This window comes from Mesorhizobium sp. B2-8-9 (genome assembly GCF_006439475.1).
In the GTDB taxonomy this organism is placed as follows: domain Bacteria; phylum Pseudomonadota; class Alphaproteobacteria; order Rhizobiales; family Rhizobiaceae; genus Mesorhizobium.
Map to the genome: position 1 here is coordinate 214,390 of NZ_VFTQ01000007.1, position 19,527 is coordinate 233,916.

Consider the following 19,527-nt stretch of genomic DNA (forward strand, 5'->3'; position numbering starts at 1 on the left):
GGGTCTACCGGTACAAATCCGCCCGTGTTGGCGGCAGGCCGCTCGGGCCGCGGGCGCGCCTGGTGGCGACGGTCTGGAAAATCTGCGCCGAGGCGCGCTCGAAGGTGATCGAGCAACCCGTCAGATAGAGCAGCCACAGCCGCGCCTTGGGCTCGCCGACCTCGGCGACCGCCTCGTCGAAGCGTGCACTGAGGCGCTCCGCCCACAGGCGGCAGGTTCGCGCATAATGCTCGCGCAGGTTTTCCACGTCATAGACCAGGAAGCCGTGCGCCTCGAGATTGCCGAGCGTCATGCCGATCGTGTCGAGCTCGCCGCCGGGAAAGATGTATTTGATCAGGGCCTTGTATTCCGGCCCCTTGCGCAGGGTCTTCTTCAGGTCGCCCTTGCTGCGCCGGGTGATGGCATGATGCAGATAGATGCCGCCGGGTTTCAGCAGGCGGTGGACAGTCGAGAAATAGGCAGCGTGGTTGGCGATCCCCAAATGCTCGAACATACCGATCGACGAGATCTTGTCGAAGCTGCCGGAGAGCTCGGCATAGGACTTTATCTCGATGGTGATGCGATCCTGCAGCCCCTCGGCGCGAATGCGCTCGCGGGCAAGCTCGGTCTGGGCCTGCGACAGCGAGACGCCGTGGCCGACGACGCCGTAATGTTTCGCCGCATGGATCAGCATCGCGCCCCAGCCGCAGCCGATGTCGAGCAACGTTTCGCCCGGCTTCAGCCTGAGCTTGCGGCAGATATGGTCGAGCTTGTCGATCTGCGCCTGGTCGATGCCGTTGGCGAAATCCCTGAAATAGCCGCAGCTGTAGACCATGCGCTCGTCGAGGAAGAGCCGATAGAAGGCGTTCGAAATGTCGTAATGGTGCTGGATCGCCTCCTTGTTCGACCCGCTGACATAAGGGTTGCGGCCGGAAAGATCGCTGCGCGCCGTCATTTGTTTGCGCGAGAAAAGCACCGCCGGCAGGTCGCGCAAAATCGCCAGCTTCGGCAGCGATCTGAGCTTCGCCTTGAGCTTGCCTTGCGAAGGCAGCGCGTAGAAATCGAACAGCGTGCCTTCTTCGATGTCGATGGTCTTGGAGATCCACATCTCGACCAGCGTCGAGAAGCGCGGCCGGCGCAGCAATTGCCAGACGATATCCTGGTCGTTGATGGTGAGCACAGGACCGCCGGCGGGACCGATGCGCTCGCCGGTCCAGAGCTTGACCGCGAAACCCGGTTTCAGCGTCTCGACGACCGTTCGTGCGATCCGCGCGGCTTTGTCGGCGGCGTCCATTCTCACCTCCCGATGCGTCGAATGCGGGCCCCCCGGGCGCCACTGTCATCCAACTGGCCTGCGTAGCGCAATCCCGATCTGTTGCCCAAAAACACCGCGGGCAGGGATTTCCCGCCTGCCATTCCGTTGCGGCACCTTGCCATTTGCCGCGACGCACCCCATCATCTGTGTGTGTTCAACGAACTGAAAGGAGGTGATCCGATGTCGAGTGATTTCGTTTTCCATAACGTGAGCTCAGCGGATTGCACTTTCGGGAAGCAGTCTTCCCGTTAAGGCGCGAGACGCGCGGCAGGTAGCCCGATGGGGTTGCCGCCGGAGCCGCGTCATGGACGGAAACACGGAAGGCCGCCGGCTTCGTCAAGAAGCGGCGGCCTTTTCCTTTTTGGGGTCGGCGCTGCAGTTCAGCGGCTGATTGTAAGCTTTTCGATATTACGGCTGATTTCGCCGAAGGCCTGTTTCAATTCGGCGCCGTTGGCGGCCTCGTAGTAATGCTTGAGCGACGAGGTGTCGTCAGTCGCGCAGTTCTTCAACAGGGACTTGGCCTGATCGCGTTCGGTCGCGGACATAGCCGGGTCGTTGAGATCGAAGCCGATGGTGAATATCTCGATGCTGTCGCGTTTCATGTTATCGCAGATGGCTTCGGCATTGGCGCGCGACTTTTGACCTTGATCCTGCGACCGCGACGCGCCGCGTCCGCCGGCAAAGGCGGTGTTGAACTGGCCGTCCGTCATCAGAATGGCGATCTTGGCCACCCTGTTCCGATCGAAGTTGGCGGGGCCGGCACCCAGGCGGGCGCTCGAGATTGCCGTGCGCCAGGATGGCGAGAGCATGTAGTAGCCCCATTGCGCGGCAATGCCGCCTGCGGTCACGCCCCCAGCCTGAAAATGATCGATCGCCGTCAGCAGCTTGTCCTCATCAGCAGTCAGCGGAACCAGGGCAGCCGTAGGGCATAGCGTCATGCGGTAGTCGCGGTTGACTTTGGCCAGATAGATCTTGCCCTGGTTGTCCCGGCGTTGCGTGTAGGGCCCGTCCGATGAATAATCGGCGTAGCCGTCCTTGTCCTTGCGCTCGGTTGCGCAATGATCGGAGACCGTAGTGGAAACCGCTACCGGGGCATCGATCGGCGGCGGCACTTTCGGCCCCGTCTCGGTCTCGACGAAGACGGTATCGGCCAGGCCGCCGGTGTTGACGGCTTCGGCGTAGGGTATGATCGATACCCGAATCCGGGGATCGTTGGGATCCCGGTTTTGATCCAGGAGATCCTTTACCGTCTGTGATGCGGCTGCCTGCAGGTCGCCGATCTTGTTGGTCTTGGTGCGCCAGTCGGGCCTCATCGAACCGGTGACGTCGAGCATCATCGCCACCTCGACGGTCTTGTCGGAATAAAGCGCCGAGGTCGAGGCGGTCACGCGGCGCATGGTGCTGGTGCTGAACAGCGGAAAATAGAGGCCGACATCGACATGCGCATCCGCCTGTACGGTGTTGGCCGTCCTGTTGACCGTAAGCCTGTCGAGCACGATCTGGTTGGCCTGCAGGATGCCGGCCGTGCTGTTGGCGTCGAGAAACGCCTGCACCGTTTTGTTGGCATCGGTTTCCGTGATGACGCCGAGGGTGAGATCGCGGGCCGTCGAGGTCACGGCGGCGTCGACGACGCCCTGCAGGCTCGATCTCGCATTGTAGAGTTGCGAGATGTTGACCGCGAATCCCACCCCCAGCGCGAGGACCGATGCGGCAGCTCCGAACAGTACCGCGAAATTGCCTTCGCGGTTGCGGGCAAAGCCGTCCACCCCACGAACGACACCTCTGAACTGCCGCATCCCTTCCGCCTCCACTGTCCGCGGCACCGTGCCGCTCGGCAGAGGCGTTGCAGGATTTCGGCCAGAAGCCGCCGTAAGGCGATTAACAAGAGGTTAATCCATTGTTTTGCTGACTTTCGGCAAATCTGAAGGTGAACCGGAAGTAAACGAAAATGCCTTGGAAACGCGACCTTCATGAAGCGCTTACCATAGTCTTGAAGACTGTCGCGGTCGTTCTCTCTTCGGCACAATCGAACTGTGCCGAAGCGGGTCAGCGGCTCCGGTGAAACATGGCGCAGCGCAGGGTCTGTTGAGATTCGGGTCAGGCCGAGTCGAGAAGGGCGGCTTCCGAGAACCGGAGCGGAGCGTACTTAAAGTACGTGAGCACCGGAAGCGCAGGAGGCCGTCCTTCGCAGGCCGGCCTCACCTGAATATCGACAGAACCTACCCCAGCATCTGCGCGCTGGCCGTCCGATCGACGCCGTGATGCGGAGGATTGAAGCGGTTGCCTTCCTGCTCGTAGGTCCAGACCTTGAACAGGGTGAGCCGATGCGGGCCGAAACTGTGCAGGAGCGGCACGTCGGTGGCGTCGCGGCCGCGGGCGATGACGACCCGGCCGATGCGCGGCTGGTTGTGGCGCGGATCGAACGTGTACCACTTGCCGTCAAGGAAGACTTCCATCCAGGCCGAGAAATCCATCGGCGCCGGATCGGCCGGCACGCCGATATCGCCGAGATAGCCGTTCACATAGCGCGCCGGAATGTTCATGCATCGGCAAAGCGCGATCGCCAGATGCGCGAAATCGCGGCACACCCCGACACGCTCCTCATGCGCCTGGGCCGCCGTGCGTGTGGCGCGCGCATAGCCGTAGCCGAAGGAAAGCCGGCTGTTTACATAATCGACGATCGCCTGGACTCGTGCCCAGCCGGGCGGCAGCTGGCCGAAAAGCTGCCAGGCGGTGTCGCTGAGATGGTCGGTCTCGCAATAGCGGCTGCCGAGCAGATAGACCAGCACATCGTCCGGCAGTTCCGCGACCGGCGTTTCGTGCGCCAGCGTGTTCACTTCGTCGGTCTCGCCGCTGTCCTCGACCGCCGCATCATAGAGGATGCGGAAGTTGCCTGCCGGCGCCGTGAAACGACGGCAGATATTGCCGTGGCGGTCGCGATAGGTCCGGGTCGGCACCGAGGGCGAGGTCAGAACCCGCGTCTGCCGCTTGATGTCGGCATGGCGGTCCGGATGGATGTCGAGGAGCGAGATGATCGGCGTCACGGCCGCGCATTCGATGGCGATTTCATAGCCGAGCCGGATCAGCATCGCATGCCCCCCTTGGTGATTTTGGAAGACTGCCCGTTCAACGCCGCGAGCCGGAGCTTGTTCCCGTGCCGGGATGAAATGGTGGGCCTCTCGCCTTCTCAGGCGGTGCCGGCCGGTCTAAACTGGGCTTTGCGTTTCGCCCCTCCCGAAAACGATTCTCCAGGACATTCGATGTTTGCAGGCTCAAAATTCGCCGCCTTCCTATTCGACATGGACGGCACGGTGCTCAATTCGATCGCCGCGGCGGAACGGGTGTGGGCAAAATGGGCGGAGCGTCACGGCCTCGACGTGGCGAGCTTCCTGCCCACGATCCATGGCAAGCGCGCGATCGAGACGATCGCGGGACTGAAGCTGCCGGGCGTCGACGCCGTCGCCGAAGCCGATGCGCTGCTCAAGGCCGAGGCGGAGGACCTCGAAGGCATCGTCCCGATTCCCGGTGCCATCGCGTTTCTGCAATCGCTGCCGCCGGAGCGCTGGGCGATCGTCACCTCGGCGCCGCGCGAGCTGGCGCTGCTGCGCATCGAGGCGGCCGGTATTCCGGTTCCCGCCATGATGGTCACGGCGGAAGATGTCACTCATGGCAAGCCGGCGCCGGACTGCTTCCTGCTGGCGGCAAGCCGTCTCGGCGTCGAGGCGCGCGACTGCCTGGTCTTCGAGGATGCGCCGGCGGGCATCGCGGCAGGCGAGGCCTCCGGCGCGTCGGTGGTGGTGATCAGCGCCACGCATGTCCACCCGCTGGTCACGCCGCACCCGACAATCCGTTCCTATGACGAAATCGGCATCGCTACGGACGTCAGTGGCTGGATCGCGCTCGCGCCCGAGCGTGCGGTTGCTTAGAAGTCGGTGGCGAGCCCCTTCACCTCCCAGTCGCCGTAGCGGCCGGGCTCCTTGCCGCCGCGACCGCCGATTTCCTTCGGCAATTGCGCTTCGGCCGCCCGGTAATTCCGGCGACGCGCTTCGGCTTCGGTCAACGCGCGCTGCGCCGCTGGGGTGAGCGTTTTTTGCGGCTCTTTGGTCGTTGCAACTGCTTCGGTTTTGCTGGGTTCTTCAGTCATGCGATACTCCCGCCGATTGAAACGAAGACCGGCGCCTCCCATCATATAGCCATGACGACAGAAGGATCGACCCCTATTCGCCACCTCCTCCGCCATCAGACCAGACGGATGAAACGATGAACACGCTTCGCACCGCCATGCTTCTCGCCGCGATGACGGCGCTGTTCATGGGCGTCGGCTATCTGATCGGCGGCCCGGGCGGCATGGTCATCGCGCTTCTGATCGCCGCCGGCACCAATTTGTTCAGCTATTGGAACGCCGACAAGATGGTGCTGTCGATGAACCGCGCCGTCGAGGTCGACGCCAAGAACGCGCCCGAATATTACGCGATCGTGCAGGCGCTGGCCAAGCAGGCCGGCCTGCCGATGCCGAAGACCTATCTGATCGACAACCCGCAGCCCAACGCCTTCGCCACCGGCCGCAATCCGGAAAATGCTGCCGTTGCGGCGTCCACCGGCCTGCTCGAGCGGCTCTCGCATGAAGAGGTCGCGGCGGTGATGGCGCATGAGCTTGCCCATGTGCAGCATCGCGATACGCTGACCATGACGATCGTGGCGACGCTCGCCGGCGCCATCTCGATGCTCGGCAATTTCGCCTTCTTCTTCGGCGGCAGCCGCGAGAACAACAATCCGTTCGGCTTTGTCGGCGTGCTTGTAGCGATGATCGTTGCGCCACTCGCCGCGATGATCGTGCAGATGGCGGTGAGCCGCACCCGCGAATACGAAGCCGACCGGCGCGGCGCCGAGATCTGCGGCAACCCGTTGTGGCTGGCTTCGGCGCTCAACAAGATCGCTCGCGGCGCCGAACGGATCCCCAATGAGGATGCCGAGCGCAATCCGGCGATGGCGCATCTTTTCATCATCAATCCTCTGCATGGCGAGCGCATGGACAATCTGTTCTCGACCCACCCGAGCACCGAGAACCGCATAGCCGCGCTGCAGGAGATGGCGCGCGCGATGGGTGGCGCATCGCCGGTCGCCCGGCGCCGGGCTTCTCCGCCACCCATTCAGCCCGAGGAGCCGTCGGCGGGGCCATGGGGCAAGCCGGCGGACCCGCCGCCAGCGGAGGCTGAGCCGGCGCCGCCAAAGCCCAATCCCTGGGGCCGCAACCCGACCGGACCGCGCAATGTCCGGTCGAAGGGTCCCTGGTCGTGACGCCGCCGAGGCGCGGACAGTCAGGCAATCCGCAACACAGGGCTGGTGACGAGAACGTCGCCGGCCTTGCCGCACGCAAGGCGGCGGCGCGGCTGCTTGCCGCCGTCATCGATGCCGGCACGCCGCTCGATGGGTTGACCGACAACGAGCATGGCCATCCGCAATACAAGGCGCTGGACGGCCGCGACCGGGCGCTGGTGCGCGCCATCCTGGTCACGGCGCTGCGCCACCGCATGACCATTGCCGGGCTGCTGTCCAAGCGCCTGGAAAAGCCGCTGCCGGCCAATGCCACGGCGCTCTCGCATATCCTCAATGTCGCCGCCGCGCAGATCCTGTTTCTCGATGTTCCCGACAGCGCCGCCGTCGACCTTGCCGTCACCCACGCCAAATCCGATCCGCGAACGCTGCGTTTCTCCGGCCTCGTCAACGGCGTGCTGCGTTCGCTGGCGCGCGCCAAGGAGGCTGAGCTTGCCCCGGCGCTTGCCGCCACCAGCGAGGCGCCGCAATGGTTCTCCGAGCGGCTGACCGCCGCTTACGGAGCCGACAAGGCGCGCGCCATCCTTGCCGCCCATCGCCACGAGGCGCCCGTAGACTTCACCGTCAAGGCCGATCCGGCGCTCTGGGCCGAGCGTTTGGGCGGCATCGTGCTGCCGACCGGAACCGTACGCGTCGAGAAGCTCGCCGCCAATGTCATCGACCTCCCCGGTTTCGCCGACGGCGCCTGGTGGGTGCAGGATGCGGCCGCAAGCCTGCCGGCACGCCTGTTCGGCGACATCAGAGGCCAGCGCGTCGCCGACCTGTGCGCCGCGCCCGGCGGCAAGACGGCGCAGCTTATTCTGGCCGGCGCCGAGGTGACCGCGATCGACACCTCGAAGAACCGGCTGGCGCGGCTCAGTCAGAATCTCGAGCGCCTTGGCCTGACCGCCGAGCTCGTCCAGACCGACCTCCTGGATTACCGGCCGGCACAATTGTTCGACGCCGTGCTGCTCGATGCGCCCTGCTCCTCGACCGGCACGGTGCGCCGCCATCCCGACGTGCCATGGACCAAGACCATGGCCGATGTCGAAAAACTCGCCGATCTCCAGCGTCGGCTGCTTGCCCATGCCGTTACCCTTGTCAGGCCCGGCGGACGGATCGTGTTCTCCAACTGCTCGCTCGACCCGATCGAAGGCGAGGAGCTTTATCGCGATTTCCTCGCCGGGAACCCCGGCGTCGTCGCCGATCCGATCCGGCCTGGCGAATTTGCCGGCGTCGATCCGTTTCTGACCCTGGAGGGTATGTTGCGCACCACGCCGGCCGACCTCGCGCTGGAAACGCCCGGGATTTCAGGCCTGGACGGCTTCTTTGCCGCGCGGATGAGACGGGCCGATTGAGACGTTATCTCATAAAGTTTGCTGACTTTTTTAGCGACGGCACGGGCAAGGCGGCGTGAAGCGGTTCACTTCGGCGAAATCCGCCTTCGCATAAGTTCTTGAATCGCATAAGCTTGTGCTTGGGTTATGGGGACATCAGGAGGGCTATTGGCACTTGTTGCCGGCAGCACGACGCGTCTTTGGACGCTTGTCGCGAGGGAGTTCTGGCGCAAAACGCGTCGGCGCCTCCGCGCCGGGCCGATCTATCGCTGGCGCTATTCCGGCCGCACGCCCGAACGCGTCCTGATCGCCCCGCCGGATCTGCGGCTTGCCGATCCGCAGATCGCGCTGGAGATCTATTACGGCCGCTACCCGCTGTCCGGCCATTTGGTCGAGACCGGCGGCAAGTCGCCTTTTCAGCTCGACGTGCCCAATCGCGGCTGGCAGAAATCGTTGCATGGCTTCCGCTGGCTGCGCCACATGCGCGCCACCGGCACCGAGCTCGCCGCCGCCAACGCGAGAGCCCTGGTGACCGACTGGATCGCCATGCATGGCAACCAGATCTCCGGCATCGCCTGGGAGCCGGGAACGACGGCCAAGCGGGTGATCGCCTGGCTGCAGCACTCCTCGGTGGTGCTGCAGGGCGCCGAATTCCCTTTCTATCGCGCGTTCCTGAAATCGCTCGCCGTGCAGATCCGCTATCTCCGCTCGATGGTGCGCGAGATGCCCGATGGCGAGGCCAGGCTGCGCGCCCGCATCGCGCTCGCCTTCGCCGCGCTGTCCCTGCCGGCGCCGGCCTCGGCGCTGCGTGCCGCGACACGCAACCTGGCCGAGGAGCTCGAGCATCAGATCCTGCCCGATGGCGGCCATATCTCGCGCAAGCCGATGGCGGTGCTCGAGCTGCTGGCCGATCTTCTGCCGTTGCGCCAGACCTATGCCAACCAGGCCGAGGCGCCGCCGTCGGCCTTGATCGGCGCCATCGACCGGATGTTGCCGGCGCTGCGTTTCTTTCGCCATCAGGACGGCAGCCTTGCCCGCTTCAACGGCATGGGCGCCACCATCCACGACCGCATCGCCACCATCATGCGCCATGACGACACGGTGGGCGCGCCGCTGCTGCACGCGCCGCATTCCGGCTACGAGCGCCTGTCGATGGGCGGCGTGACGGTGATCGCCGACACCGGCCTGCCGCCGCCGGTCGACGTCTCCAACGCAGCACATGCCGGCTGCCTCGCCTTCGAGCTCTCCTCCGGGCGCCAGCACTTCATCGTCAATGCCGGCATCGACACTTATGGCGCCCCGGAATTCCGGCCGCTGGCCCGCGCCACCGCCGCGCATTCGACCGCCACGCTCAACGACACCTCGTCGGCGCGCTTCAGCCACTCGCTGCGCGTCAGCGACCTTTTGGGATCGCCGCTGATCGGCGGCCCGCAGCATGTGCCCTGCAAGCGCCTCGACCAGAAGGGCATGCAAGGCTTCGTCGCCCGCCATGACGGCTATGTCCAGCAGTTCGGCTTCCTGCATGAGCGCGAGTTGAAGCTGACCAGCAACGGCAACGTGCTTGCCGGCCGCGATCGGTTCCTGCGCCCGGGCAATGCCGCGATCCGCAACAACGGCCGCGACTTCGTCACGGTGCGCTTCCACGTCCACCCAGACATCAGCCTGCTGCAGGACGACCACGACCGCCTGACGCTCGCCGGCGCGCAGGGCGACAGCTGGGTCTTCACCTGCGCCGAAGTGGTGCCGGAGGTCGAGGAATCGATCTACTTTGCCGGCCTGAGCGGGCCGCGCCGCAGCCGGCAGATCGTGCTCGCCTTCAAGGCCTCGGAAATTGCCGAGGTCCACTGGCAGCTGACCCGCACCGTTATCTCCGGCTATTCCGAAAACAACTGAGGCTGGCTGGCAAACGGCTGCGCGCCTGATCCCGGACTCACTTGATTTCCGGGGCTCATATGCTAGGGCCGGCCAACGTCCCTGCCAACAGCTCTGAAAGGCCGCCCGCCATGGCCGTGCCCACAAAAAACATTCCGGCGCCCGACCTCGTTCCGGTGCGCCGCGCGCTGCTTTCCGTCTTCGACAAGACCGGCCTGATCGACTTCGCCAGGGCGCTCGCCGCCGCCGGTGTCGAGCTGGTCTCGACCGGCGGCACGGCAAAGGCCATCGCCGAGGTGGGCCTGGCGGTCCGCGACGTTTCCGACCTCACCGGCTTTCCCGAGATCATGGATGGGCGGGTGAAGACCTTGCATCCGTCGGTGCATGGCGCGCTGCTCGGCATCCGCGACGACGCCGAGCATGCCAAGGCCATGCACGACCACAGCATCGAGCCGATCGACCTCGTGGTCTGCAATCTCTATCCGTTCGAGGACGTCCGCCGCTCCGGCGCCGGCTATGCCTCGATCGTCGAGAACATCGACATCGGCGGGCCGGCGATGATCCGCGCCTCGGCCAAGAACCACGCCTACGTCGCCATCGTCACCGACCCGGCCGACTATGCTTCCGTCGTCAACGCGCTGGAGATGAATCTGGGCTCGCTGTCGCTCGATTTCCGCAAGATGCTGGCGGCCAAGGCCTTTGCACGCACCGCAACCTACGACGCTGCGATCTCCGGCTGGTTTGCCGAGGCGCTGGAGATCGAGCACCCGACATGGCGCGCGTTCGGCGGCCGGCTCGACCAGGTGATGCGCTATGGCGAGAACCCGCATCAGGGCGCAGGCTTCTACCTGTCGGGAGACAAGCGGCCGGGCGTGGCAACGGCAAAGCAATTGCAAGGCAAGCAGCTCTCCTACAACAACATCAACGACACCGACGCCGCCTTCGAGTTGGTCGGCGAGTTCGATCCGGCGCGCTCGGCGGCGGTCGCTATCATCAAGCATGCCAATCCCTGCGGCGTTGCCGAGGGCTCATCGCTGAAGGCGGCCTACGCCAAGGCGCTGGCCTGCGACCCGGTCTCGGCTTTCGGCGGCATCGTCGCCATGAACCGCATCCTCGACGCCGAGGCGGCGGAAGAGATCGTCAAGACCTTCACCGAGGTCATCATCGCGCCCGACGCCACCGACGAGGCCGCCGCGATCGTCGCGGCGAAGAAGAATTTGCGCCTGCTGGTCACCGGCGGCCTGCCCGATCCGCGCGTCGCCGGCACGACGGTGAAATCCGTCGCCGGCGGACTGCTGGTGCAAGGCCGCGACAATGCGGTCGTCGACGATCTCGAGCTCAAGGTGGTGACGAAGCGCGCGCCGACGCCGGCCGAGATGGCCGACCTCAAATTCGCCTTCCGCATCGCCAAGCATGTCAAGTCCAACGCCATCGTCTATGCCAGGGACGGCGCGACCGTCGGCATCGGCGCCGGCCAGATGAGCCGCGTCGATTCCTCGCGCATCGCCGCCCGCAAGGCGCTGGACGCGGCCGAAGCGGCCGGCCTCGCCGAGCCGCTGACCAAAGGCTCGGTCGTCGCCTCGGACGCCTTCTTCCCCTTCGCCGACGGGCTATTGTCAGCGATCGAGGCCGGTGCCACCGCGGTGATCCAGCCCGGCGGCTCGATGCGCGACGAGGACGTCATCGCCGCCGCCGACGAGCACGGCATCGCCATGGTTTTCACCGGGGTGAGGCATTTTAGGCATTAGCGCCTCTTCCTTCTCCCCTTTTGGGAGAAGGTGTCGCCGAAGGCGACGGATGAGGGGTGCTCCAGGGAATGAGGCGTGGGCGATTGCAGCTTTCGACGGGCATGTTCGCCAAGCTGGAGCACCCCTCATCCGTCTCGGCGCTCCGCGCCGATCCACCTTCTCCCACAAGGGGAGAAGGAAAAGTGGCCCTACCTCTTCGGCTTATCCGCCGGATAGGGTGTCCCCGCCAGGATCGCCATGCCGATGCCGAGAAACAGGATGATCGCCGCCATGCCGAGTCGCGGCGAATTGCTTATGGTGGTGATGCTCGCCACCATAAACGGCGCCAGGAAGCTCGTCGCCCGGCCGGCCAGCGCATAGATGCCGAAATAGCGGCCGGACTCGGCGGCGGTCACACTGCGCGCCATGTAGGATCGCGATGACGCTTGCACCGGCCCAAAGGCGAGCCCAATCAGCAGGCCATAGAGGATATAGGCTTTCTCCGCAGCTGTGCCGAACAGGCCGCCGGAATCGGCGGTCGGCAGCGGGACCAGGCCGAGCAGCGTGAAGCCAGGCCCTGTCGAGACGACGCCGAGGGTGGCGACCGACAGCATCACCAGCGCGATCATCACCACATGCTTCGAGCCCAGCGCTGTATCGAGCCGCGCCGCGATCCAGCAGCCGAAGATGGCGACGATGTTGAGAATGATGCCGAACAGGCCGATCTCGGTGATCGACCATTGAAACATCCCGGCCGCGAACGTACCGCCGAGCGCCAGCAGCGCATTGACGCCGTCCTGATAGATCATGCGGGCCAAGAGGAAGCGCAGGATGCCGCTGCGCTGGCGCACTTCCACCAGGGTGGACTTCAGCTCGGACAGGCCCTCGCGCACCGCCGGGCCGATCGGGATCCCCTTGGTAGCGTCCGGCGTGAATAAAAACATCGGCAGGATGAACAGGAAATACCAGCCGGCCGACATCGGCCCGGTGAAGCGCGCGTCCTCGCCGAGTTTCGGATCGAGTCCGAACAACGGATCAAGGCCGATGAGCGTCTTGCCGGTCTCGAGATTGCCGGCCAGGAACAGCACCACGAAGATCAGCGCGATCATGCCGCCGAGATAGCCGAGCCCCCAGGCCATGTTGGAGATCCGGCCGATCTCTTCCTTCGGCACCAGCCGCGGCATCATGGAATCGTTGAACACGGTCGAGAATTCGGCCGCCACCGAAGCCAGCGAGAACAAGAGCACGACCAGGAAAAGGTTGGAGCCCGGCGCCGCGAACCACAAAAGCGTGAGGCTGGCGATCTTGATGGCCGCGAAGAAGGCGATCCACGGCTTGCGCGGCCCGGTCTGGTCGGCGATCGAGCCGAGCACCGGCGACAGCACCGCGATGACCAGGCCCGCGGCGGCAATGCCGTAACCCCACGCGGCCTGCCCGGCAGTCGGATCGCTCGCCATGCGCGAGACAAAATAGGGTCCGAAGATGAATGTGGTGACGACGGTGAAGAAAGGCTGCGCCGCCCAGTCGAAGAACATCCACCCCCAGATGCCGCGCCCCGATGCCCGCTGCACTGTCTCTACCGCCACCATGCTGATTCCCCTGGCACCGCTCGCGTCGGGCGCCATGTCTGCATGTTTTCGGGCAGCGATGCAAATGGACAAGCGGCGCCGTTCGGGTTCCTCGCCCCACGCAGTGGGTTACGCTATGCACACATCTTCTGTGACTGGCGCGACTGATCAGGCCGAGGCTTGATTGCCACGTGGTTCCCCAATCCGTCGCTACTTCGCAGCGCCACCTTTCCCCCCTCCGGAGGGAAAGGAAGGGAGCGTTGCTGGACCAGCATTGACGGCAAAAAGCTTGGCGCCTTTCCTCTACCCCGTCGATCAGGGGAGAGGTGGCTCGGCGAAGCCGAGACGGAGAGGGGAATGCGGCGACCTCCGGCAGGTTGATCATTCAAAGAAGATCTCCGCCCTGCGAAGGCCCCTCTCCGCCTCGCTGCGCTCGGCACCTCTCCCACTTCGTGGGGCGAGGAACTTCACATCCCCGTCAGGTCGCTCATCAGGCCCGATGCCACCGACAGCCGCGACACGGTGATGTCGCCGCCTTCAGTCAGCGCCTGCAGCCGCTCGCGGATGCGCGCGACGCGGTCGCCGCCGGCTTCCAGCCAAGCCGCGACCGGATCCGCCGCCGTGCCGTGCGCGGTGAGCGCCGCCACCGCGATGCCGCGCCGCGCCACGCCGATCGTGTCGGCCGCGCGCGACAGCGCCAACTGGTCGTAATAGTCCGGCGGCATGATCGAGCGTGCGGCTTCCTCGACGCGCGGGATGCGGAAGGCATCGCTGACGGCGAAGAAGGCCTTGGCCGCGCTGACGATGTCGGCATTGGCCGTGCGCGCGGTGAGCGCGACGTCGGGGATCAGTTCGGCCACTTCGGCCAAAGCGAGCTGCCCGGCGAGCTTCTCCGGCGCGCCGCTCTTCGACAGGCCGTGCCGCCGTTCCTCGACGCGCTCGCGCGAGAAGGCCGGCAGCAGCGAGAGAAGCTTCGGCTCGAGCGCCTTGCGCGCCTCCTGCAATTCGGCGATGCGCTGGCCCAGCGGCGCGGAGCCGGCTTCGTGCTTCAGGTACCAGCCGCTGGTCACAAAGATAAGCCGGCTGATCGCTTGATAGAGATCGAGCTGGACCTGCCCGTCGATATGGTTGTCGAGCCCGTCGATCTCGCGATAGAGCGCGGGCAGCGCGAAGCCGTCGCGGACCATGGCGAAGATGCGCACCACATCGGCCGCCGTGCGGCCTGTGGCTTCCTGCAGCCGGTTGGCGAAGGACGGTCCGCCGCGATTGACCAGGTCGTTGGCGAGCACGCGCGCGATGATCTCGCGCCGCAGCCGGTGTTCGCGGATCTCACCGGCGAATTTCCTCGCCATGCGTTCCGGGAAATAGCCCATCAGGTCGCGGTCGAAATGCTGATCGTCGGGCACGTCGCTGGCGACGATATCGGAGAACAGCACGATCTTGGCATAGGCGAGCAGCACGCCAAGCTCGGCCCGGGTCAGCGGCTCGCCGCGCGCCTCGCGTTCGGCAAGCGCCGCCGGCGAAGGCAGCGTCTCGACCGCCCGGTCGAGCAGGCCGCGCGCTTCCAGCGCCGACATGAAGCGCGCCTGGTGCGCGATGTCGGCGAGCCCCCGCTTGCGCGCCAGCGAAAGCGCCAGCGTCTGCTGATAGTTGTTGGCGAGCACCAGCGCGCCCACCTCGTCGGTCATCTCGGCGAGTAGCTTGTTGCGCGCCGGCCTCGCCAGCGAGCCTTTGCGCATCGCCGACGCCAGCGCGATCTTGATGTTGACCTCGACGTCGGAACAGTTGACGCCACCCGAATTGTCGATGGCATCCGAGTTGCAGCGGCCGCCATTCATGCCGAACTCGATGCGCGCCCGTTGCGTGACGCCGAGATTGGCGCCCTCGCCGATGACTTTGGCCCGGACATCAAGCGCCGTGACGCGGACGGCGTCGTTGGCGCGGTCGCCAACATCGGCGTTGCTTTCGCCTGAAGCCCGCACATAAGTGCCGATGCCGCCGAACCACAAAAGGTCGACCGGCGCCTTGAGGATGGCGTTCATGATCTCGACCGGCGTAGCCGTGGTCTTGGCGAGGCCGATCGCGGTGGCCGCGGCCTGCGGCAGCGTGATCGATTTCTGGTTGCGCGAGACGATGACGCCGCCTTCCGACAGTTTCGACTTGTCATAGTCCTGCCAGGACGAGCGCGGCAGCGCGAACATGCGCTGCCGCTCGGCCATCGAGGCGGCCATGTCTGGATCGGGATCGATGAAGATGTCGCGATGGTCGAAGGCGGCGATCAGCCTGGTGGCCGGCGACAACAGCATGCCGTTGCCGAACACGTCGCCCGACATGTCGCCGACGCCAACCAGGGTGAAGGGCGAGGTCTGGATGTCGCGGTTCATCTCGCGGAAATGCCGCTTTACCGCTTCCCAGGCGCCCTTGGCGGTGATGCCCATCTTCTTGTGGTCGTAGCCGGCCGAGCCGCCGCTGGCGAAGGCGTCGTCCAGCCAGAAATGGTGTTTTTCGGAAATGGCATTCGCGGTGTCTGAGAAGGTCGCCGTGCCCTTGTCGGCGGCGACGACGAAATAGGGATCGTCCTGGTCGCGCCGCACCACGCCGGCCGGCGGGATAACGCCGTCGACGCCGATATTGTCGGTGATCGAAAGCAGGCTGGAGACGAAGTTCTTGTAGGCCGAGGTGCCTGCTTCGAAGATGGCATCGCGCCCGGCGCTCATCGGCAGCTTCTTGGGATAGAAGCCGCCCTTGGCGCCGACCGGCACGATGACAGCGTTCTTGACCTGCTGCGCCTTGACCAGCCCCAGCACCTCGGTGCGGTAATCCTGGGCGCGGTCCGACCAGCGCAGGCCGCCGCGCGCCACCGGGCCGAAGCGCAGATGCACGCCTTCCACCTCGGATCCGTAGACGAAGATCTCGCGCCATGGCCTCGGCGCCGGCAGTCCCTCGACCGCCTGCGAATCGAGCTTGATCGCCAGCGACTGCCCTTTTTGTTTCGTATCGGTTACGAAATGATTGGTGCGCAGCGAGGCTTCGATGAGGTTGAGATAGCGGCGGATGATGGTGTCGTCGTCGATATTGGGCACCTCCTCCAGCGCATCCTTGATCTTGGCCTTGAGGTGCTTGGCCGCGACCGCGCCTTCGCCTTCGGCCGCCGGACCGAGCCGGGCGACGAACAGCGCGTGCAGGCCGCGCGCGATCTCGGGATAGCGATTGAGCGCGGCGGCGATGAAATCCTGGCTCTGCGGAATGCCGGCCTGCTGCAGATAGCGGCCATAGGCGCGCAGGATGGCGATCTCGCCAGACCACAGGCCGGCGGTCTGGGCCAGGCCGTTATAGCTGTCATTGTCGACATCGCCGCGCCAGACCGACAGGAAGGCGTCTTCGAACAACGCGCCGCCATCGGAGATGTCTATACGCGCGCCGTAGCTGTTCTCCAGCTCCATGTCGTGGATGAAGACTTTGCCGGAGCCGGTGTCGGCGACCTCGAAGGTGCGCTCGCTGATGACGCGGAAGCCGATATTTTCGAGCACCGGCACGCGCCGCGACAGCGCGACAGGGCTGCCGAAATGATAGATCTTCAAAGCCGCTTGGTGCGGCTTCTGGTCGGCATGGCGGTAATAGTCGATGGCGATCGGATTGTCGGCCCCGATCTTCGCGATGCGGCCGGCATCGGCCAGCGCCACGGCGGCCGAGAAGCTGTCGCGATAGCTTTCGGGGAAACGCGCCGCGATCGCCTTCAGCGCCGGATCGCTGCCGGCGGCTTCCGCGGCTTCGGCGAGCGCGTCCTCCCAAGTGCGCACGATGTCGCGAATCGCCGCCTCGATCGCCGACTGCTCGACCTTCGGGGTCTTGCCGCCGGAACGGCCGATGATGAAATGCACGCGCGCCAGCCCGCCTTCCGGGAAGGCCGGGTAATAGGCCGACAGACGGCCCTCGAACACCGTCTTGAGATAGGTGCCGACCTTCTCGCGCACGACGCTGTCGTAGCGGTCGCGCGGTACGAAGACGATGATCGAGACGAAGCGGTCGAACTGGTCGACGCGTACCAGCGCCCGCACGCGCGGCCGCTCGATCAGCCCGAGTATGGCGCTGGCGTGCTTGCGCAGGATGGGAATGGGAACCTGGAACAGCTCGTCGCGCGGATAGCTTTCCAGGATGTTGATCAGCGCCTTGCCGGAATGATCGTGCGGATCGAAGCCGGATTTCGAGATCACGGTCTCGGCCTTGGAGCGCAGATAGGGGATCTTCATCACCGAGCGCGTGTAGGCGGTCGAGGTGAACAGGCCGACGATACGCAGCTCGCCCGCGAGCGCCCCCTTCGACGTGTAGGTCTTGATGCCGATGTAATCGAGATAGATGCGGCGATGCACCGACGACTTGGCATTGGCCTTGGTGACGATCAGCGGCTCCGGCCCGTGCAGGAAGGCGCGGATTTCCGGCGTCGTCGTCACCGCCTCGGTGCCGCGCCTCAACACCAGCACATCCGGATCCGACAGGATGCCCAGGCCGGGTTTGTCGGCGCGCTCCAGCGAGCCGCTTTCCTCGCCGCCGGTATATTTGAACTCGCGCATGCCGAGGAAGGTGAAATTGTCGTCGCGCAGCCATTCGAGGAAGGCGATCGCCTCGGCGACGCTCTTCTTGTCGAGCGGCACCGCCGAATAGCGGAATTCGGAAATCGCCTGGTCGAGGCGGGCGAGCATCCGCTTCCAATCGACGACGGCCGCCCGGACCTGCGAAAGCACCTTGTGCAGCCGCCCGGTGAGGCTCTTGGCCTGCTCGGCGGTCAGCCGCGGGATATGAACATGGACGACGCTCAGCCGGTCGTCATCCTCCTTGCCGCCGTCGCCAAGCACCTCGACCACACCGGTCTTGCCGTGGCGGACGGTGACGATCGGATGGGTGACCAAGGTCGGCTCACCGCTTGTCTCGGTGATTTCGCCGAGGATGGAATCGAACAGGAACGGCATGTTGTCGTTGACGACGGTGATGACCGTGACCGGCCGGCCGTCGCAGGCAACGCCCGAATCGGCTTCGACGGCAACGACGCTCTCGCCCTTCCTGTGGCTGGCGACTGCTTGGGCGGCGAGCTCGCCGGCGCGCTCGAGGTCGGCCACGTCATAGGCCGCGATGTCCTCGGCGGGCGCCCGCGCCAGCAGATAGTCGGCAAGCCTTGCGGGTTTCTCCTCCGCTTTCGCGGCGGCGGCTTTCCTCTTCGGCTTGGATTTCACGCTGGCCATGACGCTTAGTCCCTCCCGTTATATGCTTTTGCGACTATGGTAGCCAGATGACCGCCGTTTGGCGACAAAGGTTTGACGGCGCTTAAAAAAATTCCAACCGACGCCATCACAGCGCGAGGAGAACAGTCATGACCGGCAAAGTAACCGCGCTCGACCTTGTCCAGGCGGAGCTCGGCGAGGCGACGAAAGCCTATTTCGACAAATGCCGGGAGAAGCTCGGCCTCGTGCCAAACGTGCTTCTCGCCTACGCCTTCGACGAGAAGAAGCTGCGCGCCTTCACTGACATGTATAACGACCTGATGCTGGGCGAGTCCGACTTGTCGAAGCTGGAGCGCGAGATGATCGCCGTGGTCGTCTCCTCGATCAACCACTGCTTCTATTGCCTGACCGCGCATGGCGCGGCGGTGCGCCAGCTGTCGGGCGAACCGGCCTTCGGAGAGATGATGGTGATGAATTTTCGCGCCGCCGAGCTGTCGGACCGGCAGCGCGCCATGCTCGAATTCGCCGTGAAGCTGACCGAAGAGCCGGCTAAAATCGTCGAGGCCGATCGCGCCGCCTTGCGCCAGGCCGGCTTCACCGACCGCGACATCTGGGACATCGCCTCGACCGCCGCCTTCTTCAACATGTCGAACCGGGTGGCAGCAGCAGTCGACATGCGGCCCAACCCCGAATACCACGCCATGGCAAGGTGAGCTCGTTACAGTAGACTCAACTTAACATCGATTGCCTGTTTTTCGTTTTGGTCCGATGATCAGGATTGCGGCAAGGCCGCATATCGGATTGCAGCATCACTGCATATCGCAAGCGGCGTGGCCGCATGCCGGTTCGACGCCGCCGAAAAGGGAGGAGAACATGGCGAAATTTCTCTATGTCTATCACGGTTCCGGCAAGATGCCGACCGACGACGCCGAACGCAAAGCGGCTATGGATGCCTGGACGGGCTGGTACGACAAGCTCGGCTCGGCCGTGGTCGACGGCGGCAATCCGGTCGGCATGTCGAAGACGGTGCTGCCCGGCGGCAAGATCGAGAACAATGGCGGCAGCAATCCGACCGCCGGCTACACCATCGTCGAAGCCAAGGACATCGACGATGCCGTCGCCAAAGCCAAGGACTGCCCGATCCTGATGGACCCGGCTTTTACCGTCGAGATCGCGCCGATCATTGAAATGATGTGAGGC

Annotated in this window: 13 protein-coding genes; 7 read left to right on the plus strand and 6 right to left on the minus strand. The window is 65.0% G+C overall.

Features of this window, described 5'->3' with window-relative positions:
- Positions 1-4 precede the first annotated feature (4 nt).
- From FJ423_RS11805 to FJ423_RS11815, 3 genes are all read right to left on the minus strand, one after another.
- Positions 5-1,273 carry a cyclopropane-fatty-acyl-phospholipid synthase family protein gene (locus FJ423_RS11805; protein WP_140841861.1) on the minus strand — a complete coding sequence of 423 codons (1,269 nt, stop codon included), beginning with the start codon at positions 1,271-1,273 and terminating at the stop codon, positions 5-7.
- A gap of 401 nt (positions 1,274-1,674) precedes the next feature.
- Positions 1,675-3,090 carry a pilus assembly protein gene (locus FJ423_RS11810; protein ID WP_140841863.1) on the minus strand — a complete coding sequence of 472 codons (1,416 nt, stop codon included), beginning with the start codon at positions 3,088-3,090 and terminating at the stop codon, positions 1,675-1,677.
- A gap of 423 nt (positions 3,091-3,513) precedes the next feature.
- A complete protein-coding gene (locus FJ423_RS11815; RefSeq protein WP_140841865.1) occupies positions 3,514-4,383 on the minus strand; it encodes a transglutaminase family protein in 870 nt (289 codons plus the stop codon).
- A gap of 171 nt (positions 4,384-4,554) precedes the next feature.
- On the opposite strand from FJ423_RS11815, the gene FJ423_RS11820 reads away from it, so the two are divergent.
- Positions 4,555-5,220, plus strand: a complete 666-nt coding sequence (locus FJ423_RS11820; RefSeq protein WP_095769749.1) for an HAD-IA family hydrolase — start codon at positions 4,555-4,557, stop codon at positions 5,218-5,220.
- Here FJ423_RS11820 and FJ423_RS11825 read toward each other — a convergent pair.
- The gene (locus FJ423_RS11825; RefSeq protein WP_140841867.1) at positions 5,217-5,438 is read right to left on the minus strand and encodes a DUF1674 domain-containing protein; all 222 of its coding nucleotides are present in this window, start codon (positions 5,436-5,438) and stop codon (positions 5,217-5,219) included. The two genes, FJ423_RS11820 and FJ423_RS11825, sit on opposite strands and share 4 nt — an antisense overlap.
- A gap of 116 nt (positions 5,439-5,554) precedes the next feature.
- Between FJ423_RS11825 and htpX the strand changes: the two genes are divergently transcribed.
- The 4 genes from htpX to purH all read left to right on the plus strand — a co-directional run bounded on the left by htpX (position 5,555) and on the right by purH (position 11,564).
- On the plus strand, positions 5,555-6,592 hold the full coding sequence (gene htpX, locus FJ423_RS11830) for a zinc metalloprotease HtpX (protein WP_140841869.1): 1,038 nt from the start codon (positions 5,555-5,557) through the stop codon (positions 6,590-6,592).
- Entirely contained in the window at positions 6,583-7,965 is a 1,383-nt protein-coding gene (locus FJ423_RS11835; RefSeq protein ID WP_181174781.1) for an RsmB/NOP family class I SAM-dependent RNA methyltransferase, read from the plus strand. Before htpX ends, FJ423_RS11835 begins: the two co-directional genes overlap by 10 nt.
- 147 nt (positions 7,966-8,112) lie before the next feature.
- Entirely contained in the window at positions 8,113-9,837 is a 1,725-nt protein-coding gene (locus FJ423_RS11840; protein ID WP_095769753.1) for a heparinase II/III family protein, read from the plus strand.
- Positions 9,838-9,947: 110 nt separating this feature from the next.
- Positions 9,948-11,564 (plus strand): bifunctional phosphoribosylaminoimidazolecarboxamide formyltransferase/IMP cyclohydrolase, encoded by a 1,617-nt coding sequence (gene purH / locus FJ423_RS11845; RefSeq protein WP_140841873.1) that lies wholly within the window; start codon positions 9,948-9,950, stop codon positions 11,562-11,564.
- Positions 11,565-11,752: 188 nt separating this feature from the next.
- On the opposite strand, the gene FJ423_RS11850 is transcribed toward purH, so the two are convergent.
- Complete coding sequence (locus FJ423_RS11850; protein ID WP_246680143.1) at positions 11,753-13,132, minus strand: MFS transporter; 1,380 nt, start codon at positions 13,130-13,132, stop codon at positions 11,753-11,755.
- A gap of 446 nt (positions 13,133-13,578) precedes the next feature.
- Positions 13,579-18,348 (minus strand): NAD-glutamate dehydrogenase, encoded by a 4,770-nt coding sequence (locus FJ423_RS11855; protein ID WP_140841874.1) that lies wholly within the window; start codon positions 18,346-18,348, stop codon positions 13,579-13,581.
- A gap of 128 nt (positions 18,349-18,476) precedes the next feature.
- Here FJ423_RS11855 and FJ423_RS11860 point away from each other — a divergent pair, with 128 nt between their 5' ends.
- Both FJ423_RS11860 and FJ423_RS11865 read left to right on the plus strand, forming a co-directional pair.
- On the plus strand, positions 18,477-19,040 hold the full coding sequence (locus tag FJ423_RS11860) for a peroxidase-related enzyme (protein WP_140841876.1): 564 nt from the start codon (positions 18,477-18,479) through the stop codon (positions 19,038-19,040).
- A gap of 160 nt (positions 19,041-19,200) precedes the next feature.
- A complete protein-coding gene (locus FJ423_RS11865) occupies positions 19,201-19,524 on the plus strand; it encodes a YciI family protein (RefSeq protein WP_095769764.1) in 324 nt (107 codons plus the stop codon).
- The last annotated feature ends 3 nt before the right edge of the window (positions 19,525-19,527 follow it).

Excerpts from the sequence above, each read along its gene's own strand:
- FJ423_RS11815 (WP_140841865.1), bottom strand. The coding sequence starts at position 4,383 with ATGCTGATCCGGCTCGGCTATGAAATCGCCATCGAATGCGCGGCCGTG.
- FJ423_RS11865 (WP_095769764.1), top strand. The coding sequence starts at position 19,201 with ATGGCGAAATTTCTCTATGTCTATCACGGTTCCGGCAAGATGCCGACC.
- purH (WP_140841873.1), top strand. The coding sequence starts at position 9,948 with ATGGCCGTGCCCACAAAAAACATTCCGGCGCCCGACCTCGTTCCGGTG.
- FJ423_RS11810 (WP_140841863.1), bottom strand. The coding sequence starts at position 3,090 with ATGCGGCAGTTCAGAGGTGTCGTTCGTGGGGTGGACGGCTTTGCCCGC.
- FJ423_RS11825 (WP_140841867.1), bottom strand. The coding sequence starts at position 5,438 with ATGACTGAAGAACCCAGCAAAACCGAAGCAGTTGCAACGACCAAAGAG.
- FJ423_RS11855 (WP_140841874.1), bottom strand. The coding sequence starts at position 18,348 with ATGGCCAGCGTGAAATCCAAGCCGAAGAGGAAAGCCGCCGCCGCGAAA.
- FJ423_RS11805 (WP_140841861.1), bottom strand. The coding sequence starts at position 1,273 with ATGGACGCCGCCGACAAAGCCGCGCGGATCGCACGAACGGTCGTCGAG.
- FJ423_RS11850 (WP_246680143.1), bottom strand. The coding sequence starts at position 13,132 with ATGGTGGCGGTAGAGACAGTGCAGCGGGCATCGGGGCGCGGCATCTGG.
- FJ423_RS11820 (WP_095769749.1), top strand. The coding sequence starts at position 4,555 with ATGTTTGCAGGCTCAAAATTCGCCGCCTTCCTATTCGACATGGACGGC.
- htpX (WP_140841869.1), top strand. The coding sequence starts at position 5,555 with ATGAACACGCTTCGCACCGCCATGCTTCTCGCCGCGATGACGGCGCTG.
- FJ423_RS11860 (WP_140841876.1), top strand. The coding sequence starts at position 18,477 with ATGACCGGCAAAGTAACCGCGCTCGACCTTGTCCAGGCGGAGCTCGGC.